The sequence below is a fragment of the Mesorhizobium sp. CA13 genome, assembly GCF_020165235.1.
Lineage (GTDB): Bacteria > Pseudomonadota > Alphaproteobacteria > Rhizobiales > Rhizobiaceae > Mesorhizobium.
On sequence record NZ_JAIUHS010000001.1, the window covers coordinates 1 to 23,550 of the forward strand.

The 23,550-nt window shown below is 62.5% G+C and carries 32 protein-coding genes, 1 tRNA gene and 1 pseudogene; 19 read left to right on the forward strand and 15 right to left on the reverse strand.

From position 1 onward, the window contains the following. Positions 1-79 precede the first annotated feature (79 nt). Complete coding sequence (locus LB566_RS00005) at positions 80-607, reverse strand: gamma carbonic anhydrase family protein (RefSeq protein ID WP_224622313.1); 528 nt, start codon at positions 605-607, stop codon at positions 80-82. A 19-nt stretch (positions 608-626) separates the two neighbouring features. Next, the gene (locus tag LB566_RS00010) at positions 627-971 is read right to left on the reverse strand and encodes a DUF6949 family protein (RefSeq protein ID WP_140548776.1); all 345 of its coding nucleotides are present in this window, start codon (positions 969-971) and stop codon (positions 627-629) included. Positions 972-1,073: 102 nt separating this feature from the next. Here LB566_RS00010 and LB566_RS00015 point away from each other — a divergent pair, with 102 nt between their 5' ends. Then, positions 1,074-1,805 (forward strand): hypothetical protein, encoded by a 732-nt coding sequence (locus LB566_RS00015; protein ID WP_224622315.1) that lies wholly within the window; start codon positions 1,074-1,076, stop codon positions 1,803-1,805. Between the two features lie 50 nt (positions 1,806-1,855). Here LB566_RS00015 and LB566_RS00020 read toward each other — a convergent pair whose 3' ends face one another. Further along, positions 1,856-2,059: a DUF3126 family protein gene (locus LB566_RS00020; protein WP_019857879.1), complete on the reverse strand. Its 204-nt coding sequence runs from the start codon at positions 2,057-2,059 to the stop codon at positions 1,856-1,858. A gap of 148 nt (positions 2,060-2,207) precedes the next feature. Beyond that, positions 2,208-3,056: a serine O-acetyltransferase gene (gene cysE, locus LB566_RS00025; protein ID WP_140493699.1), complete on the reverse strand. Its 849-nt coding sequence runs from the start codon at positions 3,054-3,056 to the stop codon at positions 2,208-2,210. A 124-nt stretch (positions 3,057-3,180) separates the two neighbouring features. Between cysE and LB566_RS00030 the strand changes: the two genes are divergently transcribed. Next, positions 3,181-3,786 (forward strand): hypothetical protein, encoded by a 606-nt coding sequence (locus LB566_RS00030; RefSeq protein WP_224622317.1) that lies wholly within the window; start codon positions 3,181-3,183, stop codon positions 3,784-3,786. A 42-nt stretch (positions 3,787-3,828) separates the two neighbouring features. Here LB566_RS00030 and LB566_RS00035 read toward each other — a convergent pair whose 3' ends face one another. From LB566_RS00035 to LB566_RS00045, 3 genes are read right to left on the reverse strand one after another with little or no spacing between them, the layout of a single operon-like run. Continuing rightward, on the reverse strand, positions 3,829-4,596 hold the full coding sequence (locus LB566_RS00035) for an alpha/beta fold hydrolase (protein ID WP_224622319.1): 768 nt from the start codon (positions 4,594-4,596) through the stop codon (positions 3,829-3,831). A 20-nt stretch (positions 4,597-4,616) separates the two neighbouring features. Beyond that, positions 4,617-5,180 (reverse strand): DUF192 domain-containing protein, encoded by a 564-nt coding sequence (locus LB566_RS00040; RefSeq protein ID WP_224622321.1) that lies wholly within the window; start codon positions 5,178-5,180, stop codon positions 4,617-4,619. 22 nt (positions 5,181-5,202) lie between these two features. Next, complete coding sequence (locus LB566_RS00045; protein WP_181165163.1) at positions 5,203-5,748, reverse strand: cold-shock protein; 546 nt, start codon at positions 5,746-5,748, stop codon at positions 5,203-5,205. Positions 5,749-6,016: 268 nt separating this feature from the next. On the opposite strand from LB566_RS00045, the gene gloA reads away from it, so the two are divergent. Next, complete coding sequence (gloA, locus tag LB566_RS00050; protein WP_224622323.1) at positions 6,017-6,457, forward strand: lactoylglutathione lyase; 441 nt, start codon at positions 6,017-6,019, stop codon at positions 6,455-6,457. Positions 6,458-6,517: 60 nt separating this feature from the next. On the opposite strand, the gene LB566_RS00055 is transcribed toward gloA, so the two are convergent. After that, positions 6,518-6,694 carry a hypothetical protein gene (locus LB566_RS00055; protein ID WP_224623644.1) on the reverse strand — a complete coding sequence of 59 codons (177 nt, stop codon included), beginning with the start codon at positions 6,692-6,694 and terminating at the stop codon, positions 6,518-6,520. Between LB566_RS00055 and LB566_RS00060 the strand changes: the two are divergent. Then, positions 6,644-6,864, forward strand: a pseudogene (locus tag LB566_RS00060) (DUF2218 domain-containing protein). The gene LB566_RS00055 and the pseudogene LB566_RS00060 overlap by 51 nt on opposite strands. Positions 6,865-6,891: 27 nt before the next feature. On the opposite strand, the gene LB566_RS00065 reads toward LB566_RS00060, so the two are convergent. Beyond that, positions 6,892-7,449 (reverse strand): DUF1697 domain-containing protein, encoded by a 558-nt coding sequence (locus tag LB566_RS00065; protein WP_224622325.1) that lies wholly within the window; start codon positions 7,447-7,449, stop codon positions 6,892-6,894. After that, entirely contained in the window at positions 7,446-8,702 is a 1,257-nt protein-coding gene (gene ilvA, locus LB566_RS00070) for a threonine ammonia-lyase IlvA (protein ID WP_224622327.1), read from the reverse strand. The genes LB566_RS00065 and ilvA overlap by 4 nt, the downstream gene beginning before the upstream one ends. Positions 8,703-9,119: 417 nt before the next feature. On the opposite strand from ilvA, the gene LB566_RS00075 reads away from it, so the two are divergent. Then, a complete protein-coding gene (locus tag LB566_RS00075; protein WP_140548794.1) occupies positions 9,120-10,193 on the forward strand; it encodes an alpha/beta hydrolase in 1,074 nt (357 codons plus the stop codon). 140 nt (positions 10,194-10,333) lie between these two features. Beyond that, positions 10,334-11,494: an alpha/beta hydrolase gene (locus LB566_RS00080; RefSeq protein ID WP_224622329.1), complete on the forward strand. Its 1,161-nt coding sequence runs from the start codon at positions 10,334-10,336 to the stop codon at positions 11,492-11,494. A 21-nt stretch (positions 11,495-11,515) separates the two neighbouring features. Here the strand turns inward: LB566_RS00080 and ade are convergent, their stop codons facing one another. After that, entirely contained in the window at positions 11,516-13,333 is a 1,818-nt protein-coding gene (gene ade, locus LB566_RS00085) for an adenine deaminase (protein WP_224622331.1), read from the reverse strand. A gap of 240 nt (positions 13,334-13,573) precedes the next feature. Between ade and LB566_RS00090 the strand changes: the two genes are divergently transcribed. Together LB566_RS00090 and LB566_RS00095 are read left to right on the forward strand one after the other, a co-directional pair. Then, positions 13,574-14,239: an outer membrane protein gene (locus LB566_RS00090; RefSeq protein WP_224622333.1), complete on the forward strand. Its 666-nt coding sequence runs from the start codon at positions 13,574-13,576 to the stop codon at positions 14,237-14,239. 639 nt (positions 14,240-14,878) lie between these two features. After that, positions 14,879-15,172 carry a hypothetical protein gene (locus LB566_RS00095; protein WP_140548802.1) on the forward strand — a complete coding sequence of 98 codons (294 nt, stop codon included), beginning with the start codon at positions 14,879-14,881 and terminating at the stop codon, positions 15,170-15,172. Positions 15,173-15,324: 152 nt separating this feature from the next. On the opposite strand, the gene LB566_RS00100 is transcribed toward LB566_RS00095, so the two are convergent. Then, positions 15,325-15,567, reverse strand: coding sequence for a hypothetical protein (locus tag LB566_RS00100; protein WP_224622335.1), 243 nt, complete (start codon positions 15,565-15,567; stop codon positions 15,325-15,327). 23 nt (positions 15,568-15,590) lie between these two features. On the opposite strand from LB566_RS00100, the gene LB566_RS00105 reads away from it, so the two are divergent. Together LB566_RS00105 and LB566_RS00110 are read left to right on the forward strand one after the other, a co-directional pair. Then, positions 15,591-15,908 carry a hypothetical protein gene (locus LB566_RS00105; RefSeq protein WP_224622337.1) on the forward strand — a complete coding sequence of 106 codons (318 nt, stop codon included), beginning with the start codon at positions 15,591-15,593 and terminating at the stop codon, positions 15,906-15,908. A 210-nt stretch (positions 15,909-16,118) separates the two neighbouring features. After that, positions 16,119-16,418, forward strand: a complete 300-nt coding sequence (locus LB566_RS00110; protein WP_224622339.1) for a DUF1236 domain-containing protein — start codon at positions 16,119-16,121, stop codon at positions 16,416-16,418. 172 nt (positions 16,419-16,590) lie between these two features. On the opposite strand, the gene LB566_RS00115 is transcribed toward LB566_RS00110, so the two are convergent. Together LB566_RS00115 and LB566_RS00120 are read right to left on the reverse strand one after the other, a co-directional pair. Further along, positions 16,591-16,676 (reverse strand) — tRNA-Leu (locus LB566_RS00115). Positions 16,677-16,835: 159 nt separating this feature from the next. Beyond that, positions 16,836-17,414, reverse strand: coding sequence for an NUDIX domain-containing protein (locus LB566_RS00120; RefSeq protein WP_140548808.1), 579 nt, complete (start codon positions 17,412-17,414; stop codon positions 16,836-16,838). A gap of 153 nt (positions 17,415-17,567) precedes the next feature. Between LB566_RS00120 and LB566_RS00125 the strand changes: the two genes are divergently transcribed. The 4 genes from LB566_RS00125 to LB566_RS00135 all read left to right on the forward strand — a co-directional run bounded on the left by LB566_RS00125 (position 17,568) and on the right by LB566_RS00135 (position 19,330). Next, positions 17,568-18,671 (forward strand): NADH:flavin oxidoreductase/NADH oxidase, encoded by a 1,104-nt coding sequence (locus tag LB566_RS00125; protein ID WP_224622341.1) that lies wholly within the window; start codon positions 17,568-17,570, stop codon positions 18,669-18,671. A gap of 109 nt (positions 18,672-18,780) precedes the next feature. Further along, entirely contained in the window at positions 18,781-18,924 is a 144-nt protein-coding gene (locus tag LB566_RS30540; RefSeq protein ID WP_263497927.1) for a DUF982 domain-containing protein, read from the forward strand. Positions 18,925-18,946: 22 nt separating this feature from the next. Further along, positions 18,947-19,060 carry a hypothetical protein gene (locus LB566_RS30545; RefSeq protein WP_411910445.1) on the forward strand — a complete coding sequence of 38 codons (114 nt, stop codon included), beginning with the start codon at positions 18,947-18,949 and terminating at the stop codon, positions 19,058-19,060. 30 nt (positions 19,061-19,090) lie between these two features. Then, positions 19,091-19,330, forward strand: coding sequence for a DUF2188 domain-containing protein (locus tag LB566_RS00135; RefSeq protein WP_140493732.1), 240 nt, complete (start codon positions 19,091-19,093; stop codon positions 19,328-19,330). 107 nt (positions 19,331-19,437) lie between these two features. Here the strand turns inward: LB566_RS00135 and LB566_RS00140 are convergent, their stop codons facing one another. After that, positions 19,438-19,734: a hypothetical protein gene (locus tag LB566_RS00140; RefSeq protein ID WP_224622342.1), complete on the reverse strand. Its 297-nt coding sequence runs from the start codon at positions 19,732-19,734 to the stop codon at positions 19,438-19,440. Positions 19,735-20,081: 347 nt separating this feature from the next. Here LB566_RS00140 and LB566_RS00145 point away from each other — a divergent pair, with 347 nt between their 5' ends. The 5 genes from LB566_RS00145 to LB566_RS00165 all read left to right on the forward strand — a co-directional run bounded on the left by LB566_RS00145 (position 20,082) and on the right by LB566_RS00165 (position 23,473). Beyond that, a complete protein-coding gene (locus tag LB566_RS00145) occupies positions 20,082-20,825 on the forward strand; it encodes a competence/damage-inducible protein A (RefSeq protein WP_224622344.1) in 744 nt (247 codons plus the stop codon). Between the two features lie 81 nt (positions 20,826-20,906). Then, positions 20,907-21,740 (forward strand): universal stress protein, encoded by an 834-nt coding sequence (locus tag LB566_RS00150; RefSeq protein ID WP_224622346.1) that lies wholly within the window; start codon positions 20,907-20,909, stop codon positions 21,738-21,740. A gap of 114 nt (positions 21,741-21,854) precedes the next feature. Beyond that, positions 21,855-22,355, forward strand: coding sequence for a xanthine phosphoribosyltransferase (gpt, locus tag LB566_RS00155; RefSeq protein WP_140493737.1), 501 nt, complete (start codon positions 21,855-21,857; stop codon positions 22,353-22,355). 209 nt (positions 22,356-22,564) lie between these two features. Then, positions 22,565-23,053 (forward strand): NUDIX hydrolase, encoded by a 489-nt coding sequence (locus LB566_RS00160; protein ID WP_224622348.1) that lies wholly within the window; start codon positions 22,565-22,567, stop codon positions 23,051-23,053. A 108-nt stretch (positions 23,054-23,161) separates the two neighbouring features. Next, complete coding sequence (locus LB566_RS00165) at positions 23,162-23,473, forward strand: PilZ domain-containing protein (protein WP_224622350.1); 312 nt, start codon at positions 23,162-23,164, stop codon at positions 23,471-23,473. The last annotated feature ends 77 nt before the right edge of the window (positions 23,474-23,550 follow it).

A 23,550-nucleotide genomic window follows, 5' to 3' on the forward strand; every position in this document is an offset into this window, starting at 1 on the left:
CCCACCCTCCCCGTCCCAACGACCGGGTCTAAGGAGCCGGCCCCGTCCCCGGGCCGGCTCCGCCATTTCTGGCGGAGGCCTAGACCTTCTTCAACCCCGCCTTGAACCGCTTGCCGTTGGCGACATAGTGCGCGGCCGAGGCTCGCAGCCTCGCGATCGCCGCCTCGTCGAGCACCCTGATCGCCTTGGCCGGCGAGCCGACGATCAGCGAATTGTCAGGGAATTCCTTGCCTTCGGTGACCAGCGCGCCGGCGCCGACCAGTGTGTTTTTGCCGATCCTAGCGCCGTTGAGCACGATTGCGCCCATGCCTATCAGGCTGTTGTCGCCAATGGTGCAGCCATGCAGTATGGCCCGGTGTCCAATCGTGCAGCCTTCGCCAATGGTCAGCGGGAAGCCTGGATCGGTGTGCATGACCGTGTGCTCCTGCACGTTGGTGTCGGCGCCGATCACGACAGGTTCATTGTCGCCGCGAATGACGACACCGAACCAGAAGCCGGCATTGCGGCCGATCCTGATATCGCCGATCAGGGTCGCATCGGACGCGATCCAGTTTGAATCCGCATCCGCGAAGCTTGGTTCTGTGCCATCGATCGCATAAAGCGGCATTTCCGGTCTCCGATTCGTTTCAAGCCTGGAAGCCGAACGACCCTAGGTTGGCAGCCCCCCAACACGCAATGGCGACGAGGACGATGCCGAGCGCCAGCATCCAGGCCACCGCCGTGCAGCCGCAGGAGACCAGCGCCACAGACGAAATGCGCCCCTCGCGGCGGGCGTCCAAGGCATCGTTGAGCAGCATGAACGGCCCGGCGCACGCCGTGGCGGCGAGCGAACGCAGTACGTGCGCGGAGGACACATAAGGCTCGGTGAACGCGACCTTGCGCCCGGCAACCAACTCCATCGCCGATCCGACCAGCCCGCAAGCCGTCAACCCGACAAGAAAAGCGAACGCAGTTAGCTCAACCGGGCCCATCTTTACCTTCCGTTTACCATGAAATCGCACAGTCGCTGGAAGGACTGCAAGAGCCGTGCCGTGCGATGCGTGCCGTCACGGGACAGGAATCCGGGGACAGAGATGAAGCAGGCAGCGATCGCCGAAGACCTCGAATTCACCGTGGTCGATTCCACGCTGATGAAGCGGGTGTTCTACGCCTTCGCGGCACTCGCCCTGCTGTCGGTCGCAATCAGCCTTGGCGGCAAATGGGTCGGCCATTCGATCGCCATGGCCGGCTACACGGATGATGCGACGATGCGCAAGGTGGTGATCGGCAACAATGTCATCGTCGTGCCCGCCAATTTCATGCGTTTCGAGCAGGCGCGGCGCGACGGGATCGCCTCGCGGCTCGATCTCTATTTGCGCTACCCCCAGATGGATGGCTACAGCGAAGCTGCCCGCGGCGATTTCAATCACACGGGGCCGGCCAAAAGCATCGTCTTCCTGTCCTTCGAACAGCAGATGATGTCTCGCGACATGAGCGGACGTTTCGGGCCGATCTACAGCGCGCTGATCGTGCAGCCCGGCACGGCAGGTCCGGGCGGCACGACGATTTACGGTTTCAACGCGAAATCAGGTTACCTCAACGAGGTGCTCGTTGTCGGCAACCGGCCCGGCAAGGACCCGTTCGTGGCCCGCTGCCTGAGTGGGCCGGCAGCCGAACAATCGCTAGCGCCTTGCGAGCGCGACATCCATGTCGGCGAGGATCTCAGCCTCACCTATCGCTTCCCGAAAGAATTTCTGGGGGATTGGCAGGCCCTTGACGCGGCAATCACCGCCGAGGCCGGGCGTGTCCTGAAGACGGGACATTGACGGGAAGGCCGGCCGCGCTTGCGTCCGGCACCGCCATGGGATGGTGGGATTCAGCCCAGATCGATGTCGAGGATCGCCATCGAGAAATTATAGTCGCCGTCATCCTCGTCCTTGAAGACGATGCCGAGGAATTCGTCGCCGACGTAGACTTCGGCCGAATCCTCTTTGCGCGGCCGTGCCTTGACCTCGAGCTTGGGGTTCTGGAAGACGCGCTTGAAATAGGCGTCCAGCTTTCTGATTTCGTCAGGCTTCAACAGTCTTCTCCGATCATCGGCTTGCTCGTTTGAACGGCGCTTCTGACACGTCGACGATGGCGATGTAAAGGCAAGCTCGCCGTATTGCACGGCAATCGGACCCCTCGGCGCGAGCAGTGCGAAACTCCGCGACGCCCCGCGGTGAAAATCAGATGTCGAAGCTGACGACCTGGTCCATCGTCTGCGACGGCAGAAGCTGGTCCATCTGGCGCGACGGCTGGTCACAACCGGTCTCGCCGACGACGCGAGCCGGCACGCCCGCGACCGTCTTGTTGTGCGGCACCGGCGAAAGCACCACCGAACCGGCTGCGATCTTGGAGCAATGGCCGATTTCGATGTTGCCGAGGATCTTGGCGCCGGCGCCGATCAGCACGCCACGACGGATCTTTGGGTGACGGTCGCCGCCGGCCTTGCCGGTGCCGCCGAGCGTGACACCGTGCAGGATCGACACGTCGTCCTCGATGACCGCTGTCTCGCCGACGACCAGACCGGTGGCGTGGTCGATGAAGATGCCCTTGCCGATGCGGGCCGCCGGATTGATATCGGTCTGGAAGACCGAAGACGAACGGCTTTGCAGATAGAGCGCAAAATCCTTGCGCCCTTGGTTCCACAGCCAATGCGCCAGCCTGTGGGTCTGGATGGCGTGAAACCCCTTGAAGTAGAGCACCGGCATGATGAAGCGGTCGCAGGCCGGGTCGCGGTCGTAATAGGCCTGGATATCGACACGCACGGTGGTCGGCCAATCCTTGTCGTCGGCCAACATCGACTTGAAGGTCTGGCGGATGAGATCGGAGCCTATGTCCTGGTGCGCCAACCGCTCGGCCAGCCGGTGGATGACTGCCTCCTCCAGGCTCTCCTGATTGAGGATGGTCGAATAGAGGAAGGCGGCGAGCAGCGGGTCGCGATTGACCGCGTCCATCGCTTCGTCACGGATCGAGCGCCAGATCGGATCGACCGGCTGCAACGCGCTGTGTCGGGAAATGCTGATGCTGTTCATCGACGTCGTCCTGCCGCCTTGCCTAATATCGGGCCGCACATATAAGCCAGATCATAGCACGATTGAACTCAATTTTCCTTAGTGCTTTGTCAAATGGATTTGGTTCGCGGGAATTCAAGCCGCCATGGAAAATGAACGCTTGCTCGACAATGCCCTCAAACGCGAGCTCTCCGCCCTCTATGAGGGAGAGGACCGCCATTACCACAACCTTGCCCATATTGAGGCGATGCTGGCGCTCGCCGGCCAATACCGGGAGCTGCTCGGCGATCCCGAAGCCGTCGAGGCGGCGATCTGGTTCCACGACGCCGTTTACGACAGCCGTGCCAAGGACAATGAGGCGCAAAGCGCGGCGCTCGCGGAGAAAAAACTCGCGGACCGCCTCGACGCCGAGCGCCTCGGCCGCATCAGCGCCATGATCCTTGCCACCGCAACACACCAATTGCCGGACTTCGAGGACACGGTCGCGGTGCGTGACGCCGCTCTTTTCTTGGACATGGACTTGTCGATCCTGGGCGCAGCGCCGGACGCATTCGATGCCTATGAGCGCGCGATCCGCGCCGAATATCAATGGGTGGAGGAGCCGATGTGGCGGGCCGGACGCGGCGCGGTGCTGAACAGCTTCCTGACCCGCCCGCACATCTTCCACAGCGAGGAATTCCGCCGGCGTTTCGAGCGGCAGGCCAGGCTGAATCTCACCCGGTCGCTTCAAGCGCTGCAAAAACCGGCGTGATATCGGGCTTGTGCCTCAGGTTTATCGGGCTCTTGCGCCGGGTCAAAGCGGATTTTCGGCGTAGAATTCCAGCACACGCCGCTTGAAGGTCTTGTCGCCAACAGCCAGCATGTGGTCGCGGCCCTCGATGTGGAAAGCCCTGGCATTGGGCATCAGCGCGGCAAGCTCGTCGGGCGAGCCGCCAATGTCGTCCGTGGTGCCGACGGCGATCAGCGTCGGCTGGGCGATCCGGGCAATGTCGTCCTCGCTCAGCAACTCGCGGGAGGTGGCGATGCAGGCCGCGAGCGCCCGACGGTCGCTGCGGGTCTGGTCGGCGAAGGCGCGAAACGAACGGCCGCGGGGATGGGTGGTCTGGGCCGGATCGTCGGCAAGAAGGGCTGCAGCGATCGGATCCCAATCGCCGACGCCGTCGATCATGCCGATGCCGAGACCGCCGAAAACCAGCGTCGCCACCTTGTCGGGATCCGACAGCGCCAGGAATGCCGCTATCCTCGCGCCCATCGAATAGCCCATGACATGGGCGCGCCCGATGCCGAGATGATCGAGCAAGGCAGCCGCGTCCGAGGCCATCCGGGCCGGGGTGTAGTCTGCCTCTTCATAGCTTTTCGATGACGAGCCGTGGCCGCGATTGTCCAGCGCAATAGCGCGGTAGCCGGCATCGTTCAGCGTCTTGAACCAACCGGGCGAAACCCAGTTGACGTAGTGGCTGGAGGCAAAGCCATGGATCATCAGCACAGGATCTCCCCGGCCCGATCCCGGCTGGCGATCGAGGAAGGCGATATCGAACCCGTCATGGGAAAAAAACTGCATCGGCTATACCGCCCGCGTCCTCAACCGCCACCGCCGTTCGGCGCATCGCCATTGTCCGATGGAGGCATGCCGGGGCCCGATACGGTGCCAACGGCCGGATGGCGCACGAGGTCGCCATAGTCGATACCGTTCCTCGCGGCTGTGCCCGCCTTGAGCTCAAGCACGAAGCGCACCGGCACGCCAGGCGAAATCAGGGCCTGGGATTGCGGCTCACCGTGCTTGACCGCCCGGATCTTGCCATCCTGGCCGATAAAAATCAGGTCAAGCGGCATCGGCGTGTTCTGCATCCAGAAATTGACCTGCTGCTGCATATCGAAGACGAACAACATGCCGTGATCGTCCGCCATATCCTGGCGATACATCAAGCCAGCCTCGCGTTCAGCGTCGGTGTCGGCGATTTCGATGGAAAAGGAGCGATCCCCGTCTTTCGTCGCCACGACCAGCGGCGTCGGGTCGACCGGCAGGATCATCACCCGGCTGTCGGCCGCCGTCGGTGTGGGCGAATAGAAATAGGCGCCCGCGGCGACGATGACGGCAGTCAGGACGCACATTGCGCCCGCCGTCAGCCAGTTCCTATGTGTCATGCGAAAATCCTCGGCAACCGCCCTAATGCGCGACCGGCAAGGTTCCCATATCGGGGTGGATTTCGGCAGCCATAAGGCCTTTGTCGCCACGCCCGAAGCGGACAAGCACGACCTGCCCCGGCCGAAGCTCGGTGATGCCGTAGCGACGCAAGGTCTCCATATGGACGAAGATGTCCTCAGTGCCCTCGCCCCGGGTCAGGAAACCAAACCCCTTGGTGCGGTTGAACCACTTCACCAAGGCACGTTCCAGCCCGCTTTCGGGTGTCACCGAGACATGGGTGCGCTGTTCCTGCATTTCGGCGGGATGGACCGCTGTGGTGACATCCATCGAGAGAACGCGAAAAGCCTGCAATCCGCGCTCGCCCTGCTTGACGAGACAGACAACGCGCGCTCCCTCCAGAGCAGTCTGGAAACCATCCCGTCTAAGGCATGTCACATGGAGGAGGATGTCGCCTGAAACGCCGTCATCCGGGAGGATGAAGCCATAGCCCTTGGCTACATCGAACCACTTGATGGCGCCGGATATTTCGGTCAGATCGACGGCATCGCCGCCTTCGTCGCGCTTCATGGCGTCGCCAAGGGTTTCGGACCGCCCCGTCAAAGAGGCCTTTTCCCCCATAAGAATGCCCCCTTTTTTCAAGAACACCGCAACTGATTCTTGACACCAGATTAACACTGCGGCTTCCGGTGTGTGCAAGACCTGACGTGCCTTTTTTCACGGTTCATTATGCGAATACCGGATTTGTTCTTTGGCGGCGCCGGCGGCCGCCTGGGGTTTGCCCTTTGGACGGCCCGCCCCTATGTTGCGCCGCAACCCAACAAGTCGAGGAAATCACATGCGCTATCTGCACACCATGGTCCGCGTCGCCGACATCGATGCTTCGCTCGATTTCTACTGCAACAAGCTCGGCCTGAAGGAAGTGCGCCGCTACGAGAACGAGCAGGGCCGCTATACGCTGATCTTCCTGGCCGCGCCTGAGGACGAGCAAAGCGGCATCGACGAGAAAGCACCGCTGGTCGAGCTCACCTACAATTGGGACCCGGAAGACTACAAGGGCGGCCGCAATTTCGGCCACCTCGCCTATGAGGTCGACGACATCTACGCCACCTGCCAGCGGCTGATGGACAGCGGCGTCACCATCAACCGGCCGCCGCGCGACGGCAACATGGCTTTCGTCAGGTCGCCTGACGGAATCTCGATCGAACTTCTGCAGAAAGGTCCGGCGAAGGCAAAGGCCGAACCATGGGCGTCGATGCCGAACACCGGAAGCTGGTGATCGATCACCTTTTCGAGCGGTCGGCAGCCGGCCTATGGCGGCGGGCGAGGTTGCGCCTATCTATGCGGCGATAGCGCCCGCCTCGAAAGCGGGCGCCGTTTCGTGCGTTTCACCCTCGGAGATCCCTTCATGACGATCAGCCATGCCGATGTCACCACCGCACATGCAAGCCATTATCTGCAGCAATTGTGCAAACATTGGGCCCACAAATTCCCCGTGGAATTCGATCCCAATCATGGCGCCATCGCACCATCATGGATGCCGATGGAGCTGCGCTGCACATCACCGTATCGAGCGACGACTCCGGCTCCATCGAGCGCCTCGAAAGCGTCGTCGCCGACCACATCAAACGCTTTGCGTTTCGCGAGGAGCTGACGTTCGACTGGAAACGCGCCGAGGCGGCATAGGCCCTTCTCTGCGCATTACGGCAGGCATCAATCAGCCGCCGCCGGCTTGCCGGCCATCTCCAGCAGCGCCAGCACGGAGCGCCAGTTGCGCGCGGTGCCCGGTACCTTCAGCACGCGTGGAATGAGATTGGCAAACACCGATTTGCCGAGCCCCTCGGGTGCGTGCAGATAAAGCGCGTCGCCCTTGATCTCGAACCGTTCCGGACCCGTACATCTTTCGGCCAGCCGTGCCGCCTCCTCGGCGGTCGGCGCGCGCTCCAGCACATACGCGTGCAGCTTGGTCGGCTCCTCGGCAATCTCCGGATAGGGATTTTCCCTGACCAGCCGTTCGAGCCAGCCGAGATCGCGTACCATAATGCGCGAATGAAAACCCCATTTCTCCTCGAAAGCCGCTTCGATCTGTTTGGTCAGCGCGGCGGCGTCACCCTCCTTGGTTCGGAACACCGCATTGCCGCTCTGCACGTAGGTAGCGACATCGCAAAACCCGAGATCCTCGAAGAACGCCCGCAACTCGGCCATCTTGACGATGCGGTTGCCGCCGACATTGATGCCTGAAAACAGGGCGATGAAGACGTTTCCGCTCATATGATGAACCCGGCCAATGTCTCGTTGTCGGTGATGTCTTGATACTGGACGCCTTCGGCCTCGAAATTCGCTTTCAGCAGGTCGAAATTGCGGCGAGCCTTGGTTTCGATACCGATCAGAACCGAGCCGAAATTGCGTGCCGACTTCTTCAGATATTCGAACCGGGCGATGTCGTCGTCCGGCCCCAGCATTTCAAGGAAGTCGCGCAGCGCGCCCGGCCGCTGCGGAAAACGGATGATGAAGTATTTCTTCAGGCCCTCGAAGCGCAGTGCCCGTTCCTTGACGTCCGGCAGCCGTTCGAAATCGAAATTCCCACCCGAAACCACGGCCACGATGGTCTTGCCGCGGATTTCCTTCCTGGAAAAATCCTTCAGCGCATCGATAGCCAGCGCACCGGCCGGTTCCAGCACCACGCCCTCGACATTGAGCATTTCGATCATGGTCGCGCAGAGCCGGTTTTCCGGGATCAGCCGCACCGTCTCGGCGGCGAAGTCCTTGAGGTGCCGCAGGGGCTCACGGCCGATTTCGGCGACCGCCGCGCCGTCGACGAAATTGTCGACCTTGGCGAGTTTGAGCCGTTTTCCCGCCGCAAGGCTCTCGCGCAGGCTTGGCGCCCCTGCCGGTTCGCAAAAGACGAAGCGCGCCTCACGCCCCTGATCGGCGAAGTAGTGCGTCACCCCGGCAGCCAGACCTCCGCCGCCGACCGGCAGCATGACGATATCGGGCATACGCGCACCGGGCATCTGGTTGGCGATCTCATAGGCGACCGTCGCCTGTCCCTCGATGATGTCCTTGTGGTCGAAGGGCGGCACCATATGGGCGCCGTCGCTTTCGGTGAATTCGATGGCGGCGCGATAGCAATCGTCGAAGAAATCGCCGACTAGCCTGATCTCGACGAAGTCGCCGCCGAACAGCCGCGTCTTGTCGATCTTCTGCTGCGGCGTCGTTACCGGCATGAACACAACGCCCTTTTTGCCGAAATGGCGGCAGACGAAGGCGAAACCCTGCGCATGGTTGCCTGCGGAAGCGCAGACGAACAGTTCGGCCTGGTTGCCCTCGCCCAGTGCCTTGCGGAAGAAGTTGAAGGCGCCGCGGATCTTGTAGGAGCGCACCGGGCTCAGGTCCTCGCGCTTCAAAAGCACCCGCGCGCCGGTCTTCTTCGACAGGTAGTCGTTCTCCTGCAGCGGCGTTTCCGGAAAGATCCGGCGGATCGCGGAAGCAGCGATGGCAACACGGGAAGAGAAGCTGGTCATCGGAAAGCCACCTTGAACGCATGTCGTTTGGGAATGTCTATCATCCATTGGCCGCGGAACGTCCGTTTGCCGCGAGCCTAGCCGTCGAGCATCCCGGTTCCGTCTATTGCACAGGCTGCCCCCTGAAGCCATTGCCCAGTCATTCATGCACCCATGCGGCGGGCGTTCGTGACATGCTTGCAGTCAGTTGGGGGCGTTTGTTCATGCCGTGCATCGGCCAGCTTGAAATCGATGCGGGTGCCAAGGACCGTCGGGGCCCGCCCTGATGCCAATCTGGCTTTCGTGCAACACTGCGGCGGCGGTCGCTGCACGCCGTCCGTTTTTCGGCTGGGCACGACTTACTTCCGCCGCACTTGCGCTGTCGGGGGAGACTTCGCGGAGGCGATTGGCCTTTCGGGCCGGAGTGGAATTTCAGACGTGCCGTTGAAGACGATTTTTGCCATTGGCCTAACCTTGCTTGTCGCGGGCTGCGCGGGACAGCAGACCCAGGAACTGCTCGGCAGCGCCATCGTGGCAGCGCCGGTGACCGAGATCGCCGGGAATCACAGCATCTTCATCGCCACCACGCGCAAGAAGTCCGACGATCCGAACAAGGTCTTCGATGGCGAGCGATCGGCAACGCTGAACTATGCCCGCGTCAACGTTACCGTTCCCGGCATCCACCAGACCGGGCAGATCGAACGCCGCTCGCGCGGCAAGTCGAACGATCCGGCCAAGTATTTCATGGCCTCCGAGGTCGTCGGCTACGACACCCAGCCGAAATTCGCCAATGCGCTGAGTGCTGACATCGCGGCGCGCGGCGACCGCGTCATGGTCTTCGTCCATGGCTACAACACCGGCTTTGACGACGCCGTTTACCGCCTGACCCAGATCGTCCACGATTCCGGCTATCCCGGCACACCAGTGCTGTTTTCCTGGGCATCCGGCGCCAAGACCACCGACTATGTCTACGACAAGGAAAGCGCCAGCGCCGCGCGCGACCAGCTCGAAGTGACGTTGCGCATGCTGGCGCAGACCGGCGCGCGGCGCATCGATATCGTCGCCCATTCGATGGGAACCTGGGTGACCATGGAGACGCTGCGCCAGCTCGCCATCACCGGCGACCGTGATCTCGGCGGCAAGCTCGGCGACGTCGTGCTCGCATCGCCCGACATCGATGTCGACGTGTTCAAGAGCCAGATGCGCCGGTATGGCAAACCCAACAAGCCGTTCATCCTGTTGTTGTCCGATGACGACCGCGCGCTCAGGCTCTCCGGCCTGATTGCCGGCGCACGGCCGCGTGTCGGCGACTACAAGGACGCCGCCGACCTTGCATCCTACGGCGTAACGGTCGTCGACCTCTCCAAGATCAAGGGAGCGGACAGTTTCAACCATACGAAATTCGCCGACAATCCCGCGCTGGTGAAGATGATCGGCCAACGGCTGCGCGAAGACGATGGATTTGCCAGCGACCGCGACGTGACCGACCGCATCAGCCTGCTCGGGCAATAGATGCATCGCCGCGGCTTCGCATGGCCCGCTCGGCCTTGCGACGGTCGACCAACTTTGAACTGGACCGCGCCGGCCTCTGGCCTTATCGAAATATCCAGCGACGTCACGCGTTTGACGTCCTCCTTTGCGGGAGCCGGCGTGTGACGGTGCATTCGAAGAGTTTCATCGTCATTGCGTTCGCGCTGCTGGTCGCAGGCTGCGCCGGCCGAAACACGCACGATCTGCTGAACAGGACGACGGTTGCCGTACCCGCGTCCGACATCGCGGCCACCCACGAGATATTCGTCGCCACCACCCGCCAGAAGGCGACGAAGTACCCGCGGCAGGTGTTCGACGGCGATCGCTCCTTGACCACCAGCTTCGCCCGGGTCGACGTCACCGTGCCGAAAAGCCATAAGGTCGGCATGATCGAGCGTGTCCGAGGGTCTGCCAACAGCAATCCAGCCAAGGATTTCACTGCCAAGGATGTCGCGTTCTATGCGGATGCGCCGCAATTCGCCAAGGCGGTCGGTGCCGACATCGCCATGCGCGGCGACCGTGCGCTGGTTTTCGTGCACGGGTTCAACAATGGTTTCGACGACGGCATCTACCGGCTGACGCAGATCGCGCACGACACGAAATATCCGGGCACGCCGGTGCTGTTCTCCTGGGCTTCGAGCGGCAAGACGACGGGCTACATCTACGACAAGGAGAGCGCCAACGCGGCGCGTGACGACCTCGAGGCAACGCTCAGGATGCTGGCCAAGACGCGGGCCAAGAGCATCGACATCGTCGCCCATTCGATGGGAACATGGGTGACCATGGAGGCGCTGCGCCAGCTTGCCATCACCGGCGACCGCGATCTCGACGGCAAGCTTGGTTATGTCATCCTGGCCTCGCCCGACATCGACGTCGACGTGTTCAAGAAACAGATGATCCGCTACGGCAAGCCGGACAAACCCTTCGCCATCCTGCTTTCCGCGGACGACCGGGCGCTCAAATTGTCTTCCCTGATCTCGGGCGACAAGCCCCGCGTCGGCGACTATGGCGATGCGGCCGATCTCGCCAGCTATGGCGTGTCCGTGGTCGATCTCAGCCAGACCAAGGGTGGCGACCGGCTGAACCACGCCAAATTCGCCGACAATCCGATCCTGGTTCAGTTACTCGGCGACCGGCTCCGGGCCCCGGCCGGCCTGGCGTCGGACGAACCTCCAGTGCAGCTCAACAATCTCGGCCAAGACCTCGGCAAGGCCGTCGGCTCGGTTGCCGAGATCGTCATCACCACGCCGTTCAAGGTGCTGACGATCGCCACCGGCGGATGAGCGAAGCGACCGCAACTGCTCTTACACGAAGAGGTCGACCTTCTGGAAGGTCGTCACGTCTACCAGGCCGACATCGGAAATCCTGAGTTCCGGAATGACGACCAGCGCCAGCAGCGAGTGCTGCATGTAGGCGTTGTTCAGCGAGCAGCCCATCTGGCGCATGGCCTCGGTCAATTTGTCGGCCTTGGCCGCGACGATTTCGGCCCGCTCGTCCGACATCAGCCCGGCGATCGGCATTTCGACCAGCGCCAGTTCCTTACCCTTGGAAAACAGCACGACGCCGCCACCGACCTCGCCCAGTCGGTTGACCGCCAGCGCCATATCCCGCTTGTTGGTGCCGACGACGATGATGTGGTGGGCATCATGCGCCACGCTCGACGCCATCGCGCAATCGCCGATGTAGCCGAAGCCGGAGACAAAGGCATTGGTGACGCCGCCGGTACCCTTGTGACGCTCGACCAGCGCGATCTGGCAGACGTCATTGCGGCGATCCATGGCGACCAGCCCGTCCTCGACGGCGAGATCCGCTTCCAGCGCCCGCGTCGGTGCCTGATTTTCGATGACCCCGATAACCCGGACCCGGACTTCGTTCGCGCCCTTGGGTGCCGTGATGTCGAAATCGTGGGCCTTCAGCTTCTTGCCGAGCTTGACGGTGTTCTTCGCCGCCTTGGGATAGTCGTAGACCGGAATGTCGACGTCGAGCTTGCCGGCCCTGGCCAGCCTGACGCCGCGCGCATAGACCTCGTCCATGGTCATTTCGGCGAGATCCGAGACGATCAAAAAGTCAGCCAGCCGCCCCGGCGCGATCGATCCGATCTCGCGCTCCAGCCGGAAATGCTGAGCGGTGTTGAGCGTCGCCATCTGGATCGCGGTCACCGGTTTCAGGCCCTGGCTGATGGCGTGACGGACCACGCGGTCCATATGCCCTTCATGAACCAAGGTGCCGGAATGGCTGTCGTCGGTGCACAGGATGAAATTGCGCGGATCGATGCCGCTCTCGGTGACCGCCTTGATCTGCGAGGCGACGTCGTACCAGGCCGAGCCCAGCCGAAGCATCGCCTTCATCCCCTGCCGCACGCGAGCGATGGCATCCTCGGCGCGCGTGCCCTCATGGTCGTCCTCCGGGCCGCCGGCGACATAGCCGTGGAACGGCAGGCCGAGATCGCGCGAGGCATAGTGCCCGCCGACGGTCTTGCCGGCTTTCACCGTCGCGGCGATCTCGCCCGACATCACTGGATCGTTGGCGGCGACGCCGGGGAAATTCATCACCTCGCCCAGCCCGATGATATTTTCCCAGCCCATCGCCTCGGCGACGTCGGCGACCGTCAGTTCGGCGCCGGCATGTTCGAGCCCGGGGGCCGAGGGCACGCAGGATGGCATCTGGACATGCACGTTGATCGGCATAGCGACGGCCTCGTCATGCATCAGCCGCACGCCGGGCAGGCCGAGCACATTGGCGATCTCGTGCGGATCGATGAACATCGAAGTCGTGCCGTGCGGGATCACCGCGCGGCAGAATTCGGTCACCGTCACCATGCCGCTCTCGACATGCATGTGCGCGTCGCAAAGGCCGGGCACCAGATAGCGCCCGCCGGCATCGACCACCTTGGTGCCCTGCCCGATGGCGTGGCCGGCATTCGGACCGCAATAAGCGAAGCGGCCGCCGGCAATGGCAATGTCGGTGCCGGGGATGATCTCGCCCGAATGGACGTTCACCCAGCGTCCATTGCGAATGACGAGATCGGCGGGTTTCCTGCCCATCGCGACGTCGACCAGATGCGTCGCCATTTCGGTCCAGGGTTTCGGTTTCGTAGCATGCGCCGCCGGCTTCTTTGCCATGAAGGAACTCCCGTTTGCGTGACTGTGCCAAGCCGACAGCATTTTGACCAGCCTCACACTTTTCCTGGAATTGCTCCAAGGTTTTACGCAATTCCGGACGGAATCGCGGGGGGCCTCTGGCCTCTTATCGAAGGCCGAAGGAGAGCGTAAATCGGCCGCACAGAAATCCGATACCGTTTTGCCGCAAATCGGGCTACCGTGCCCGCCAGGATCTTTCCAGCTCTTCGTTCGGGGAGTTCGATGCGCCGCCTAGCGCTTGTAAGTGCTGGTTTTCTTGCCGCTCTGGCCGCCCCGGCTTTCGCAGCCGAGCCTGCGGCCGATGTGCCGATGACCGCGCCCGGTTTCGACTGGACCGGCTACTATGCCGGCCTGCAGGGCGGTTATGGCTGGGGCAGTTCCGAGATTTCGGGAACCGAGGGCGAGCCGTTTGCCGCCTCGCCAGACCTCGACGGCGGTTTCGTCGGTGGCCATGTCGCCGGTCTGTGGCAATTCGACCAGGCGGTGCTCGGCGCCGAAGCAGAGCTCAACTATTCCTCGGCAAAGGGCGCCGAAGAACTGGGCGCGGGAAATCTGCTCGGCACGGATGTCAAGTGGTTCGGTTCCGTCAATGCCAAGGCCGGCTATGCGATGGACCGGTTCCTGATCTACGGCATCGGCGGCATCGCCTTTGCCGGTATCGAAACCTCGCAAAATGCCGGCACCTCGTTCGACAACACGCGAACCAGCGTCGGTTGGACGGTTGGCGCCGGGGTCGACTATGCCCTTACCGACAAGTTCGTCGTCGGGGCGCAGTATCGCTACTACGATTTCAGCAAGGAGCACTTCGATGCTCCGGACGATTTTCTCGACCGCGACCAGAATGTGAAGCTGAACACGGTCGGCATCAATCTGAGCTACAAGTTCTGAGCCCCGGCAGGATCTGGTCCGATGTCGCAGGTCCGCGACGGCAATTCGGAAAACTGAGGGGCCGGCGTCCCCCAGTGGGCGGGGGGATGGGTTGGGGCTGGTGGACGCCGGCCTGGACGGATCAGATCCGCCGCTCAAACACCCTATCATTGCTCGCGGCGCGCGGAATTGCGCGATCGCACCAGTATCGTCACGCCCGCTTGTCTGAACGCGACCGCGCAGGAGCTTGATGCCGCGTGCGGTCATGCTCCTGCCCTCGCGCAAAGGCGCGCATTCCCCATGGCAACGCCCTCGCCTGATCGCACGGCGCACCCGTTGAGGAATTGCATCGAGAAGAGGGCTGTCGAGCCGCAGTTGAGGACGAAGGTCCAAGAACATCCGCCAGACCTTGGTCTGAATACCTACAGCAGAGGTCCGATCCGCTCTCCTGCGAGGAACGTACTCGCAAGCCTTCCATTTGTTGGACGGGTGCAGCAACGGTCCCTTCATGCGCCCATGAGAGCAGGGGTCACCGATCAAACCGTACCCCAAACAGTTGGCGGCCCCTGCTCATTTCGAAGGCAGAAAGCTCAATCGAGATCTCGTGCGGCTTGGGCTGCCGTGGACGTAGCCGAGGGATCCGAAAGATGGAGAACACTGATGAAAGCGACTCTTTTGACAAGTGCCATGGCGCTCATTTTCGTTGCGATGCCGATCGTCGCTTCGGCGGCAGAGGCCGATGTCGTCATCAAAACCCACCGCCACCATCACCGCCACGTGGCCGTGATAAACGATCAGGGGCAGCGCCTCCATCATCGGCGCCATGGCACAGTGGCTTTCTATGACCAAGGTCGTCGGCATCATCATCGCCACGACACCGTCGTCGTAACGGGCTCTATTGAACACCGTCACCATCGGCATCACCCAGTGGTGATCGACAACAGCGACTACTAATGTTGTGCAGTTCGGCCCGGCTGATCGCCAACCCACCGGGCCGTCCAGGAAGCGGCGGGCTGACAACAAAGGGATGCGGCGCTCGTCCCCTCAACAAAGCCTCGCCAGCCTGGGCTAGCGGAGGTCGAGACCGAAGAAGCGAGGCCGGCCTTTCAAGAGGGCGCCAGTAGAAAACAAAGACTGGCGACCAGTGTTGATGTCCAGCAAATCGCCATTACCACGACCATCTTGGTCGCGAAGCGCTCCGCTCTCGCGCAAAGCGCGTTGGCGAAGTCGTCGCTCTCGATAACGTCCAACAGCGGGTCGGTGGAGATTTCGACGCCAGCCATGTGATTGTCATTGGCAGGGATCTCCACACGATCGCGGCCATCAGTTTTGATGGAGCCAGGGGTCATGCTTAACCTCACGAAGCGTCGGATTGACATCAGCCACCGTTCGACGGAGCGGCTGGCGCCGCCGGCTTTGCCGGTGCAGGCGTGGAAGGCGTCCCGACTTTGGGAGCGTCGATCTTGACGTCGATGTCTTTTCCGCCGCCGCCGACATTTATCACGCCCATGAAGATGAGCAGGACAACAATCGCAATAATCGCGAGTACTATGGCCACGGCAGCGCCGCCACCGCCAGATTTATCACCGTGGGGCGAGCTGCCATGATCGGCCTCCTCTGGAAAATCAGCAGCAAACGCAACGCACGCTTCCTACCAGCAGTTCCACTGCTAGGGCTTCGGTCCTATTGAACATGCGACTAAAGGTCAGGTCATAGCGCGCAAAAGGCCCAAACTTACGGTTGTTCGGAACCCACTCGTCTAAAGGCGATTGCCTGACAAGCCATCGAACGATGGTTCCTGATCGATGGCCTGCATTGGGAGCCCCTGCCAAATTCCTGGCAAGCCGCCGGGCGCCCACCGCTCTTCGCGCAAGCTCAACGAGAAAGAAAGGAAGCAACAATGAGAACCGATCTTGCAACCATCGCAGCGGGAATTCTGCTGCTTACCGGCATCGGTGCCGCCGCCGCACAGGATGTGGTCATTCAGCCGCAGGACGAGACAGTCATACAGGAGTACGTCAAGAAAGAGCCTCTGGCCTCGGTCAAGATTCCCGGCCTGGAACTCAATGTCGGGACCGCCCTGCCCGACACGGTCGAGCTCCATGAAGTTCCCAACGTCAAATATCGCTATGTCGTCGTGGACAATCGCACGGTTATCGTGGATCCCGGCACGCGCAAGATCGTAAAGATCCTCCAGTGAGCGATTGAGCGCATGGTCCGCCGCTTCAAGGCGGCGGACCATGGCGACATTCGCCGAGAACCTCTTGCCGGACGGCACGCCTCGGTGCGCGCTCGCCGAGCCGAAAAGACCCGCAAGGCAGTTTCCGCTGATGGCGCTTAGGCCCTGCCGAGCGCTGAAGTAGAGTCAAGGTTGGTGCGGACGACGGGAATCGAACCCGTACGATCAGAGATCGAGGGATTTTAAGTCCCTTGCGTCTACCAATTCCGCCACGTCCGCGCGCCTTTCGTTTCAACTACCTAGGCGATCTCGTCAATCGGTGTCATGCAGTCCCGAAAAAGCGTTGTGCAAAACACGTTCGTTTTCATTCGCCCCGCACCCGATTCTTTGTCCCGCACGCGTCCAAGGCCCCCGGGAGCCGAGGGCGACCGAAGTCGGTCAAGCAGCGATCGGATTGAGCTTCAGATGCTGGATCAGGATGATGGTCTTGGCGTCGATGATGCGGCCATCGGCGATGCCGGCCAGAGCCTCGTCGAGCGGCATTTCCAGCACCTCGATGTCCTCGCCTTCGTCGGCGGCGCCGCCACCGGCCGAAATGCGGTCGGCGGGCGAATAGAGGGCGGTGAAGAACCAGAGCCGCTCGGTGACGCTGCCCGGGCTCATATAGGGCGAGAACAGCCGCTCCACATGGTTCAGCCGATAGCCGAGCTCTTCCTCAGCCTCCTTGCGGATGCAGGTCTCCGGATCGTTTTGATCGAGCAGCCCCGCGCAGGCCTCGATGAGTGGCTCGCGGTGGCCGGTGACGTAAGCGGGATAACGGAACTGGCGCACCAGAAGCACGGTCGAACGCTGGGGATCGTAAGGCAGGATCACCGCGCCATCGCCGCGATCGTAAGTCTGGCGGATTTGCGTCTCCCATTGTCCGTCGCGGCGGCGATAGTCGAGGACGGTCTTCTTCAGAACCGCCCAGTCGTCGGACAGGATCTCTTCAGAACGTATGCGGATACGATCTTCCATCGGCTGCCTCCATGTTGCCAGCGAGGCGTAGCCGCGAACCGGCGTTCGCGCAATCGGGGCAGCGATTGGTCCAGCAGGCGTTTCACTCTCTCGTGTCTGGTATGGAGGCGATCGATCGCCTAGATAGCGCGTTCCCTCCCGGAGTTTTCTTTCATGACGACATCGCTTTTCCAGCCGATCACGCTCGATGGCTTGAGCTTTCCCAACCGCATCGCCGTCGCGCCGATGTGCCAGTATTCGGCCGAGGACGGCTCGGCGAGCGACTGGCATCTCCACCACTGGATGAACCTCGCAATGTCCGGCGCCGGCATGGTCACGGTCGAGATGACCGATGTCGAGCGGCGTGGCCGCATCAGCCATGGCTGCCTCGGCCTTTATTCGGAAGACAATGAAGCCGCAGCGCGGCGGGCGCTGGACGCAGCAAGGCGCGTGGCCGCACCCGGCACCAAGTTCGGCACTCAGCTTGCCCATGCAGGGCGCAAGGCCTCCAACCGCAAGCCCTGGGAGGGCGGCGGACCGCTGCAGCCGGACGAGGATCCCTGGCAGACCGTCTCGGCCTCGGCAATCGCCTACGATACCGGCTGGAACGTGCCACGGGCGCTGGAAGACGAGGAGATCCTCCAGCTCATCGAGCGGTTCGCCGAGGCGGCAAGGCGGGCCGAACGCGCGGGCTTCGACTTCATCGAGCTGCACGCAGCGCACGGCTATCTGATCTTCCAGTTCCTGTCGCCGCTCTCCAACCAACGCACGGACCGCTGGGGCGGCTCGCTGGAAAATCGCATGCGTCTTGTCGTCGAGATCGCCAGGGCGGTGAAGAAGGCAGCGCCAAAACTGATGCTGGGCGCCCGGCTGTCGGTCAAGGATTGGGTCGATGGCGGTTTCGACGTCGAGGATGCGATCGAAGTGGCGAAAGCGCTGAAGGCCGAAGGCGTCGCCTATCTCTGTTGCTCGAGCGGCGGCAATTCGCCCTTGCAGAAACTGCCCTCCGGCCCGGGCTACCAGGTGCATCTGGCGGAAGCCGTGCGCAGGGGCGCCGGCATCCCTACCCGCGCGGTCGGTCTGATCGACGATCCCAAGCAGGCCGAGGCGATCATCACCGAAGGGCGCGCCGACATGGTGGCGCTGGCGCGCGCCTTCCTCGCCGACCCGCGCTGGGGATGGCGTGCGGCCGCCACGTTCAGCGAGACGATCCATCCGGCGCCGCAGCTCGCGCGCTCGGTGACGACGATGCAGCACTGGATGAAGGCGACGGGCTGACATTTGCCCGGTCTGGCGGGCCCTCGAGCCCGCCGGCCCCGCTCTTGAGACGTTTGGGCGCAGGCTCGGGACACGGTTGCAACCAAATTGGCTGCTTTGCGTTGCGGCCATGATGGACAACAAGCCTTTTGAAACACCGGTCGTGGTCGAACTCGGCCATGTCGGCAAATATCGCCATATCCGCAGCGCCCAGGAGGCGGCGGAGTGCCTGATGACGGTTTGGCCGCTCAATCGCGGCCACTCGTCATCGTGATGCTCTCGACACTTGCCTCAAAGTGCTGGAAGGTTATCGTTCGACAGCGGATGCGCGTCGGGCACTTATCGAAGCCGCCAGGGAATCGGACGTGCTGGTGCCGGACGACAAGCTGTCCGACGACCGGCTGCATTGAGCGGACGGACCTTTAAACCGGAGGTTTTTGATGGCGAAGCTGACTTACAAGATCGTCGAGCATGACGGCGGCTGGGCCTACAAGGTCGGAGCGACCTTCTCGGAGACGTTTCCCACGCACCAGGACGCGCTGCGGGCCGCCGAGATCGCTTCGGCCGAGCAGCAGGTCGCTGGGTCGACGGACGGCATCCAGTACGAGGATGCCGACGGCAAATGGCACGAGGAACTGGCCGATGGACGCGACCGGCCGCAGACCGAGGTTTCCGACTGATCTTGCAGCCCAAAGCCCGATCGCCCCAAAGGCCGGCCGCCCCGGAGCGCCGACCGCGGACGTCGGGAGAGAAAACGTCCTACGGTCAGCAGGGAGCCTACGGCTGATTATTTGCCGCAGTACTGGTCATTGACGTTGCCTTGAGCATTGGCGTCCGGGCCTGGAGTGTTATGGGCACATGGGCCCATCGCACCGGTATAGCCTTGGGTGCTCAACCCGGAGCCGTATGCATCGATGCTCCCGGTGGTGCTCCGGTCGATGCCTGATGAATCCTCATTGCCGAACAGGGACCAATTGTTCCACCAATTGTCATGGTTGTAATACCTGCCGTCCGTCGACTGCGCCATCGCCGATGTGGCAAGGCCGGCTGTCAGAACGAATGCCGCGAGAAGTTTTTTGTACATTGGATCACTCCGTTTTGTCTTCGTCGCCTTGGGTGCGACACGGGGCAAACCAGTCATCAACCGAATGGTTCCTTGAATTCCTTGTGAAGCGTCGGTGAAGCCGATCCCAAATGCGCGAGCCACTATGCCTTGGATGAAGGCGGCGACGGATGGCGAACGTGATGCACTTCAGCGCCAAGCCCGTTCAGGAAGACGAGCGCCTCCCGCCCATGTTCGCCGCGGGCCGCCGAAAAGTTGAAGTGCGGGGACAGGCGCGTATGCGGGCACAGATTGTTCACCGGTCGGGTGGCATTGCCGCTGGCCGCTTGCCGCGCTATTTCAGGCGACCCGTTTTGCCGGAGCCTTCAATGTCCGAAATCGTTACCGCCGCCATGCTCGTCATCGGCGATGAGATCCTGTCCGGCCGCACCAAGGACAGGAATATAGGCCATCTGGCCGACATCATGACGGCCATCGGCATCGACCTGAAGGAGGTGCGCATCGTTCCCGACGAGGAAGACGAGATCGTTGCCGCGGTAAATGCAGTGCGGGCCCGCTACACCTATGTGTTCACAACCGGCGGCATCGGCCCGACCCATGACGACATCACAGCCGATTCGATTGCCAAGGCCTTCGGCGTGCCTTGCGAATACGATGCCAAGGCCTATGCCCTGCTGGAAGCAAGCTATGCCGCGCGAGGCATCGAATACACCGAGGCCCGCAAGCGAATGGCCCGGATGCCGCGCGGCGCCGACCATATCGACAATCCGGTGTCGGTCGCGCCTGGATTCCGCATCGGCAATGTTCACGTCATGGCCGGCGTGCCTTCGATTTTCCAGGCCATGCTCGACAATGTCGTGCCGACGCTGAAGGCCGGCACGAAAATGCTGTCGGCGGCAGTGCATTGCCCGTTCGGCGAAGGTCTCGTCGGCGGGCCGCTGGGCGAGATCCAGAAAGCCCATCCGGATACGATCATCGGCTCCTACCCGAAATACGGCGACGGCAAGTTCTGGACCGAACTGGTGGTCCGTGCCCGCAGCCAGCAGGCCCTGGACGCCGCGCGTGTCGATGTCGAGGCGATGGTGGCCGGCTTTGCCGGCAGCGCGAGCTGATCCGGTCCAGGCCGGAACCAAGCACAGCGCTGCGACGTTTCCTTACCGCGGGCGGATCGCTCGCAAAATGAGGGGATCACCATGCGCTTCAAGACGATCGTCGCCATTCTGCAGAACGAGCAGGACGCGGAGCGCGTGCTCGACTTCGCCATTCCGCTTGCAAACCGCTTCCAGAGCCATCTGATCGGTATCCACGCCGAAGCGCTTCCGGTGCCCTACACCTCGGCCACCGGCTTTCCCGACACCGAGTTCCTGCAGGTTTCGGCCGACATGAACCGTGAACGGGCCGAAAAGCTGCGGGCCGCGTTTCTCAGGCATATCGAGAATTCCGGCCTGTCCTTCGAATGGCACAGCCTGGAGAGTTTTTCCGGCGACAGCGCCTTGACGGGCATTTCAAGCGTGCGTGCCGCCGACCTGATCATCGCCGCGCAGCGCGAGACGGGCGGCGATGCGAGCGCCGACGTCGACACGCTGGTCTACGACGCCGGACGGCCGGTGCTGGTGGTGCCGCATCTGGGTCCGCTGATCACCACCTTCAAGCGTGTGCTGCTTGCCTGGAACGGCAGCAAGGAGGCCGCACGCGCCGCCTTCGATGCGCTGCCCTTCATCATCGAGGCCGAGAAGACCGACATTCTGGTCATCGATCCGCCGGACACGCTCGATGAACGCCCCGAAGCCGCGGGAGCGGAAATCGCTTCCGCTTTGTCGCGTCATGGCGCCAGCGTGAGTGTCTCGGTGCAGAGGTCGGGCGGCACCTCGGTCGACGAGGTGATCCAGACCAGGATCGCAGAAACGGGCGCCGATCTGCTGGTCCTTGGCGCCTACAGCCACTCGTGGCTGCGCCAGCTCCTGTTCGGCGGGGTGACGCGCTCCGTGCTGCGCACCGCGCCGGTCGCGGCTTTCCTGTCGCGGTAAGTCCACAAGGATCGTTTGCGGCCGCCCTTGCCAAGCGCGAGGTTTTCCAGTTACTTCCGCGCGCAATCCCCTGTTTTTTGCGCGCGACCGCGCGTGCTGCGGAGTGCGCGAAGAATGTCCCTTCCCGAAAAAGCCTTTCCGGTCTCATGGGACCAGTTCCACCGCGATGCGCGCGCGCTCGCCTGGCGGCTTGCCGGTACCAACAAGGCGCAATGGAAAGCCATCGTCTGCATCACGCGCGGCGGGCTGGTGCCCGCGGCGATCATCTCGCGGGAACTCGGCATCCGCGTTATCGAGACGGTCTGCGTCGCCTCCTATCACGACTACAGCAGCCAGGGGCAGTTGCAGGTGCTGAAGGAGGTCACGCCGGCCCTGCTCGCCGACGACGGCGCGGGCGTGCTGATCATCGATGACCTGACCGATACCGGCAAGACGGCGGGCATCGTGCGCGCCATGATGCCGAAGGCGCATTTCGCTACCGTCTATGCCAAGCCGAAAGGGCGGCCGCTGGTCGACACTTTCGTCACCGAGGTCAGCCAGGATACCTGGATCTATTTTCCCTGGGACATGGGCTTCACCTACCAGAAGCCGATCGCCGACGATCACGCCGGCTGATTCGCGGCAAGTAACCTGCTGCAAATCGAGCCGCAGGGAAGTCTCATCCACTAGGCAAAGGGGTCTCGCGAGGCAGGCCAGCGCGCGGAATCGGCGTCTATTGGCGAAAATCGGCCATCCTGATGAAAGTTTTTACTTTTATTGCCGATAATTGGCCGTAAGATTCGTGAGACGGCAAACGATTCTGGAGGCTGGGGCTAGCTTCTCCGATGCTGACGAGGCCAACGACGCACAACCATCTGGCCGAAAGGGTCCGGCGACTCTTCGGCACCGCGCCGTGCCGTCTGCAGGTAGCCGCCCTGCCCTGGCGCGAAACCGGAAACGGTGTCGAAATCATGCTGATTACCAGCCGCGATACCGGCCGCTGGGTGCTTCCGAAGGGCTGGCCTGAAGCCAGGGAGCCGCTTTGTGAAGCCGCGGCGCGCGAGGCTGTCGAGGAAGCCGGACTGCGCGGGACGATCTCGCATCTCGAGGCCGGCCGCTATTTCTATGCCAAGGCCCTGGCCTCCGGCGAGGAAGTGCCGTGCGAGGTGCTGGTGTTCCCGCTGCATGTCGACAAGGTCGCCGATCATTGGAAGGAAAAACGCTCCCGCACCCGCAAATGGGTCAGCTCGGGCGAAGCGGTGCGCATGGTCAACGAACCGGACCTCTGCCAGATCATCGCCTATTTCTGCGCCGACCCGCACCGGTTTACCTGAACCGGGATTGACCGTGCGACCAAGCGACCCGGAGGGGCGTGCCCGCCGGCGTGAATGCTTTGCTAATGAAGACGTAATAGGATCTGATCCGATCCTGGCGTTTCACCGATGACAAATCCCGCAAATCCCATTCCAGAGCGATCCGACGAGCACAAGCGGGAGCATCGCCAGCGCGTGCTCAAGGGCGGCACGATCATTACCGGCATCTCGAATTCGGAAGTTGGCTGCACGCTGCGCAATCAAAATGATAGCGGCGCCGAACTCAAGATTCCCCCCGAAGCAAGAATTCCGGATCGCTTCCTTCTCTATGTGCCCGTCGACGGCATCGGCTATCGATGCGAGGTCCGCTGGCGCCGCAACGGCCGGATCGGGGTGCAGTTCACCGGAACCGAGCCGAAGCCCAGGACGCATTACGGCTGATCCGCGACGCCGGATGCGCCAGGCGTGCCCGGATGACGCCCCGAAGCCATCGCGGAGCCTGACAAGCGCGCCTTTTT

Bases quoted from the DNA above. Each gene is read 5' to 3' on its own strand.
- LB566_RS00005 (WP_224622313.1), bottom strand. From the start codon at position 607: ATGCCGCTTTATGCGATCGATGGCACAGAACCAAGCTTCGCGGATGCG.
- LB566_RS00010 (WP_140548776.1), bottom strand. From the start codon at position 971: ATGGGCCCGGTTGAGCTAACTGCGTTCGCTTTTCTTGTCGGGTTGACG.
- LB566_RS00015 (WP_224622315.1), top strand. From the start codon at position 1,074: ATGAAGCAGGCAGCGATCGCCGAAGACCTCGAATTCACCGTGGTCGAT.
- cysE (WP_140493699.1), bottom strand. From the start codon at position 3,056: ATGAACAGCATCAGCATTTCCCGACACAGCGCGTTGCAGCCGGTCGAT.
- LB566_RS00030 (WP_224622317.1), top strand. From the start codon at position 3,181: ATGGAAAATGAACGCTTGCTCGACAATGCCCTCAAACGCGAGCTCTCC.
- LB566_RS00035 (WP_224622319.1), bottom strand. From the start codon at position 4,596: ATGCAGTTTTTTTCCCATGACGGGTTCGATATCGCCTTCCTCGATCGC.
- LB566_RS00040 (WP_224622321.1), bottom strand. From the start codon at position 5,180: ATGACACATAGGAACTGGCTGACGGCGGGCGCAATGTGCGTCCTGACT.
- LB566_RS00045 (WP_181165163.1), bottom strand. From the start codon at position 5,748: ATGAAGCGCGACGAAGGCGGCGATGCCGTCGATCTGACCGAAATATCC.
- gloA (WP_224622323.1), top strand. From the start codon at position 6,017: ATGCGCTATCTGCACACCATGGTCCGCGTCGCCGACATCGATGCTTCG.
- LB566_RS00055 (WP_224623644.1), bottom strand. From the start codon at position 6,694: ATGATTGGGATCGAATTCCACGGGGAATTTGTGGGCCCAATGTTTGCA.
- LB566_RS00065 (WP_224622325.1), bottom strand. From the start codon at position 7,449: ATGAGCGGAAACGTCTTCATCGCCCTGTTTTCAGGCATCAATGTCGGC.
- ilvA (WP_224622327.1), bottom strand. From the start codon at position 8,702: ATGACCAGCTTCTCTTCCCGTGTTGCCATCGCTGCTTCCGCGATCCGC.
- ade (WP_224622331.1), bottom strand. From the start codon at position 13,333: ATGGCAAAGAAGCCGGCGGCGCATGCTACGAAACCGAAACCCTGGACC.
- LB566_RS00090 (WP_224622333.1), top strand. From the start codon at position 13,574: ATGCGCCGCCTAGCGCTTGTAAGTGCTGGTTTTCTTGCCGCTCTGGCC.
- LB566_RS00095 (WP_140548802.1), top strand. From the start codon at position 14,879: ATGAAAGCGACTCTTTTGACAAGTGCCATGGCGCTCATTTTCGTTGCG.
- LB566_RS00100 (WP_224622335.1), bottom strand. From the start codon at position 15,567: ATGACCCCTGGCTCCATCAAAACTGATGGCCGCGATCGTGTGGAGATC.
- LB566_RS00110 (WP_224622339.1), top strand. From the start codon at position 16,119: ATGAGAACCGATCTTGCAACCATCGCAGCGGGAATTCTGCTGCTTACC.
- LB566_RS00120 (WP_140548808.1), bottom strand. From the start codon at position 17,414: ATGGAAGATCGTATCCGCATACGTTCTGAAGAGATCCTGTCCGACGAC.
- LB566_RS00125 (WP_224622341.1), top strand. From the start codon at position 17,568: ATGACGACATCGCTTTTCCAGCCGATCACGCTCGATGGCTTGAGCTTT.
- LB566_RS30540 (WP_263497927.1), top strand. From the start codon at position 18,781: ATGATGGACAACAAGCCTTTTGAAACACCGGTCGTGGTCGAACTCGGC.
- LB566_RS00135 (WP_140493732.1), top strand. From the start codon at position 19,091: ATGGCGAAGCTGACTTACAAGATCGTCGAGCATGACGGCGGCTGGGCC.
- LB566_RS00140 (WP_224622342.1), bottom strand. From the start codon at position 19,734: ATGTACAAAAAACTTCTCGCGGCATTCGTTCTGACAGCCGGCCTTGCC.
- LB566_RS00145 (WP_224622344.1), top strand. From the start codon at position 20,082: ATGTCCGAAATCGTTACCGCCGCCATGCTCGTCATCGGCGATGAGATC.
- LB566_RS00150 (WP_224622346.1), top strand. From the start codon at position 20,907: ATGCGCTTCAAGACGATCGTCGCCATTCTGCAGAACGAGCAGGACGCG.
- gpt (WP_140493737.1), top strand. From the start codon at position 21,855: ATGTCCCTTCCCGAAAAAGCCTTTCCGGTCTCATGGGACCAGTTCCAC.
- LB566_RS00160 (WP_224622348.1), top strand. From the start codon at position 22,565: ATGCTGACGAGGCCAACGACGCACAACCATCTGGCCGAAAGGGTCCGG.
- LB566_RS00165 (WP_224622350.1), top strand. From the start codon at position 23,162: ATGACAAATCCCGCAAATCCCATTCCAGAGCGATCCGACGAGCACAAG.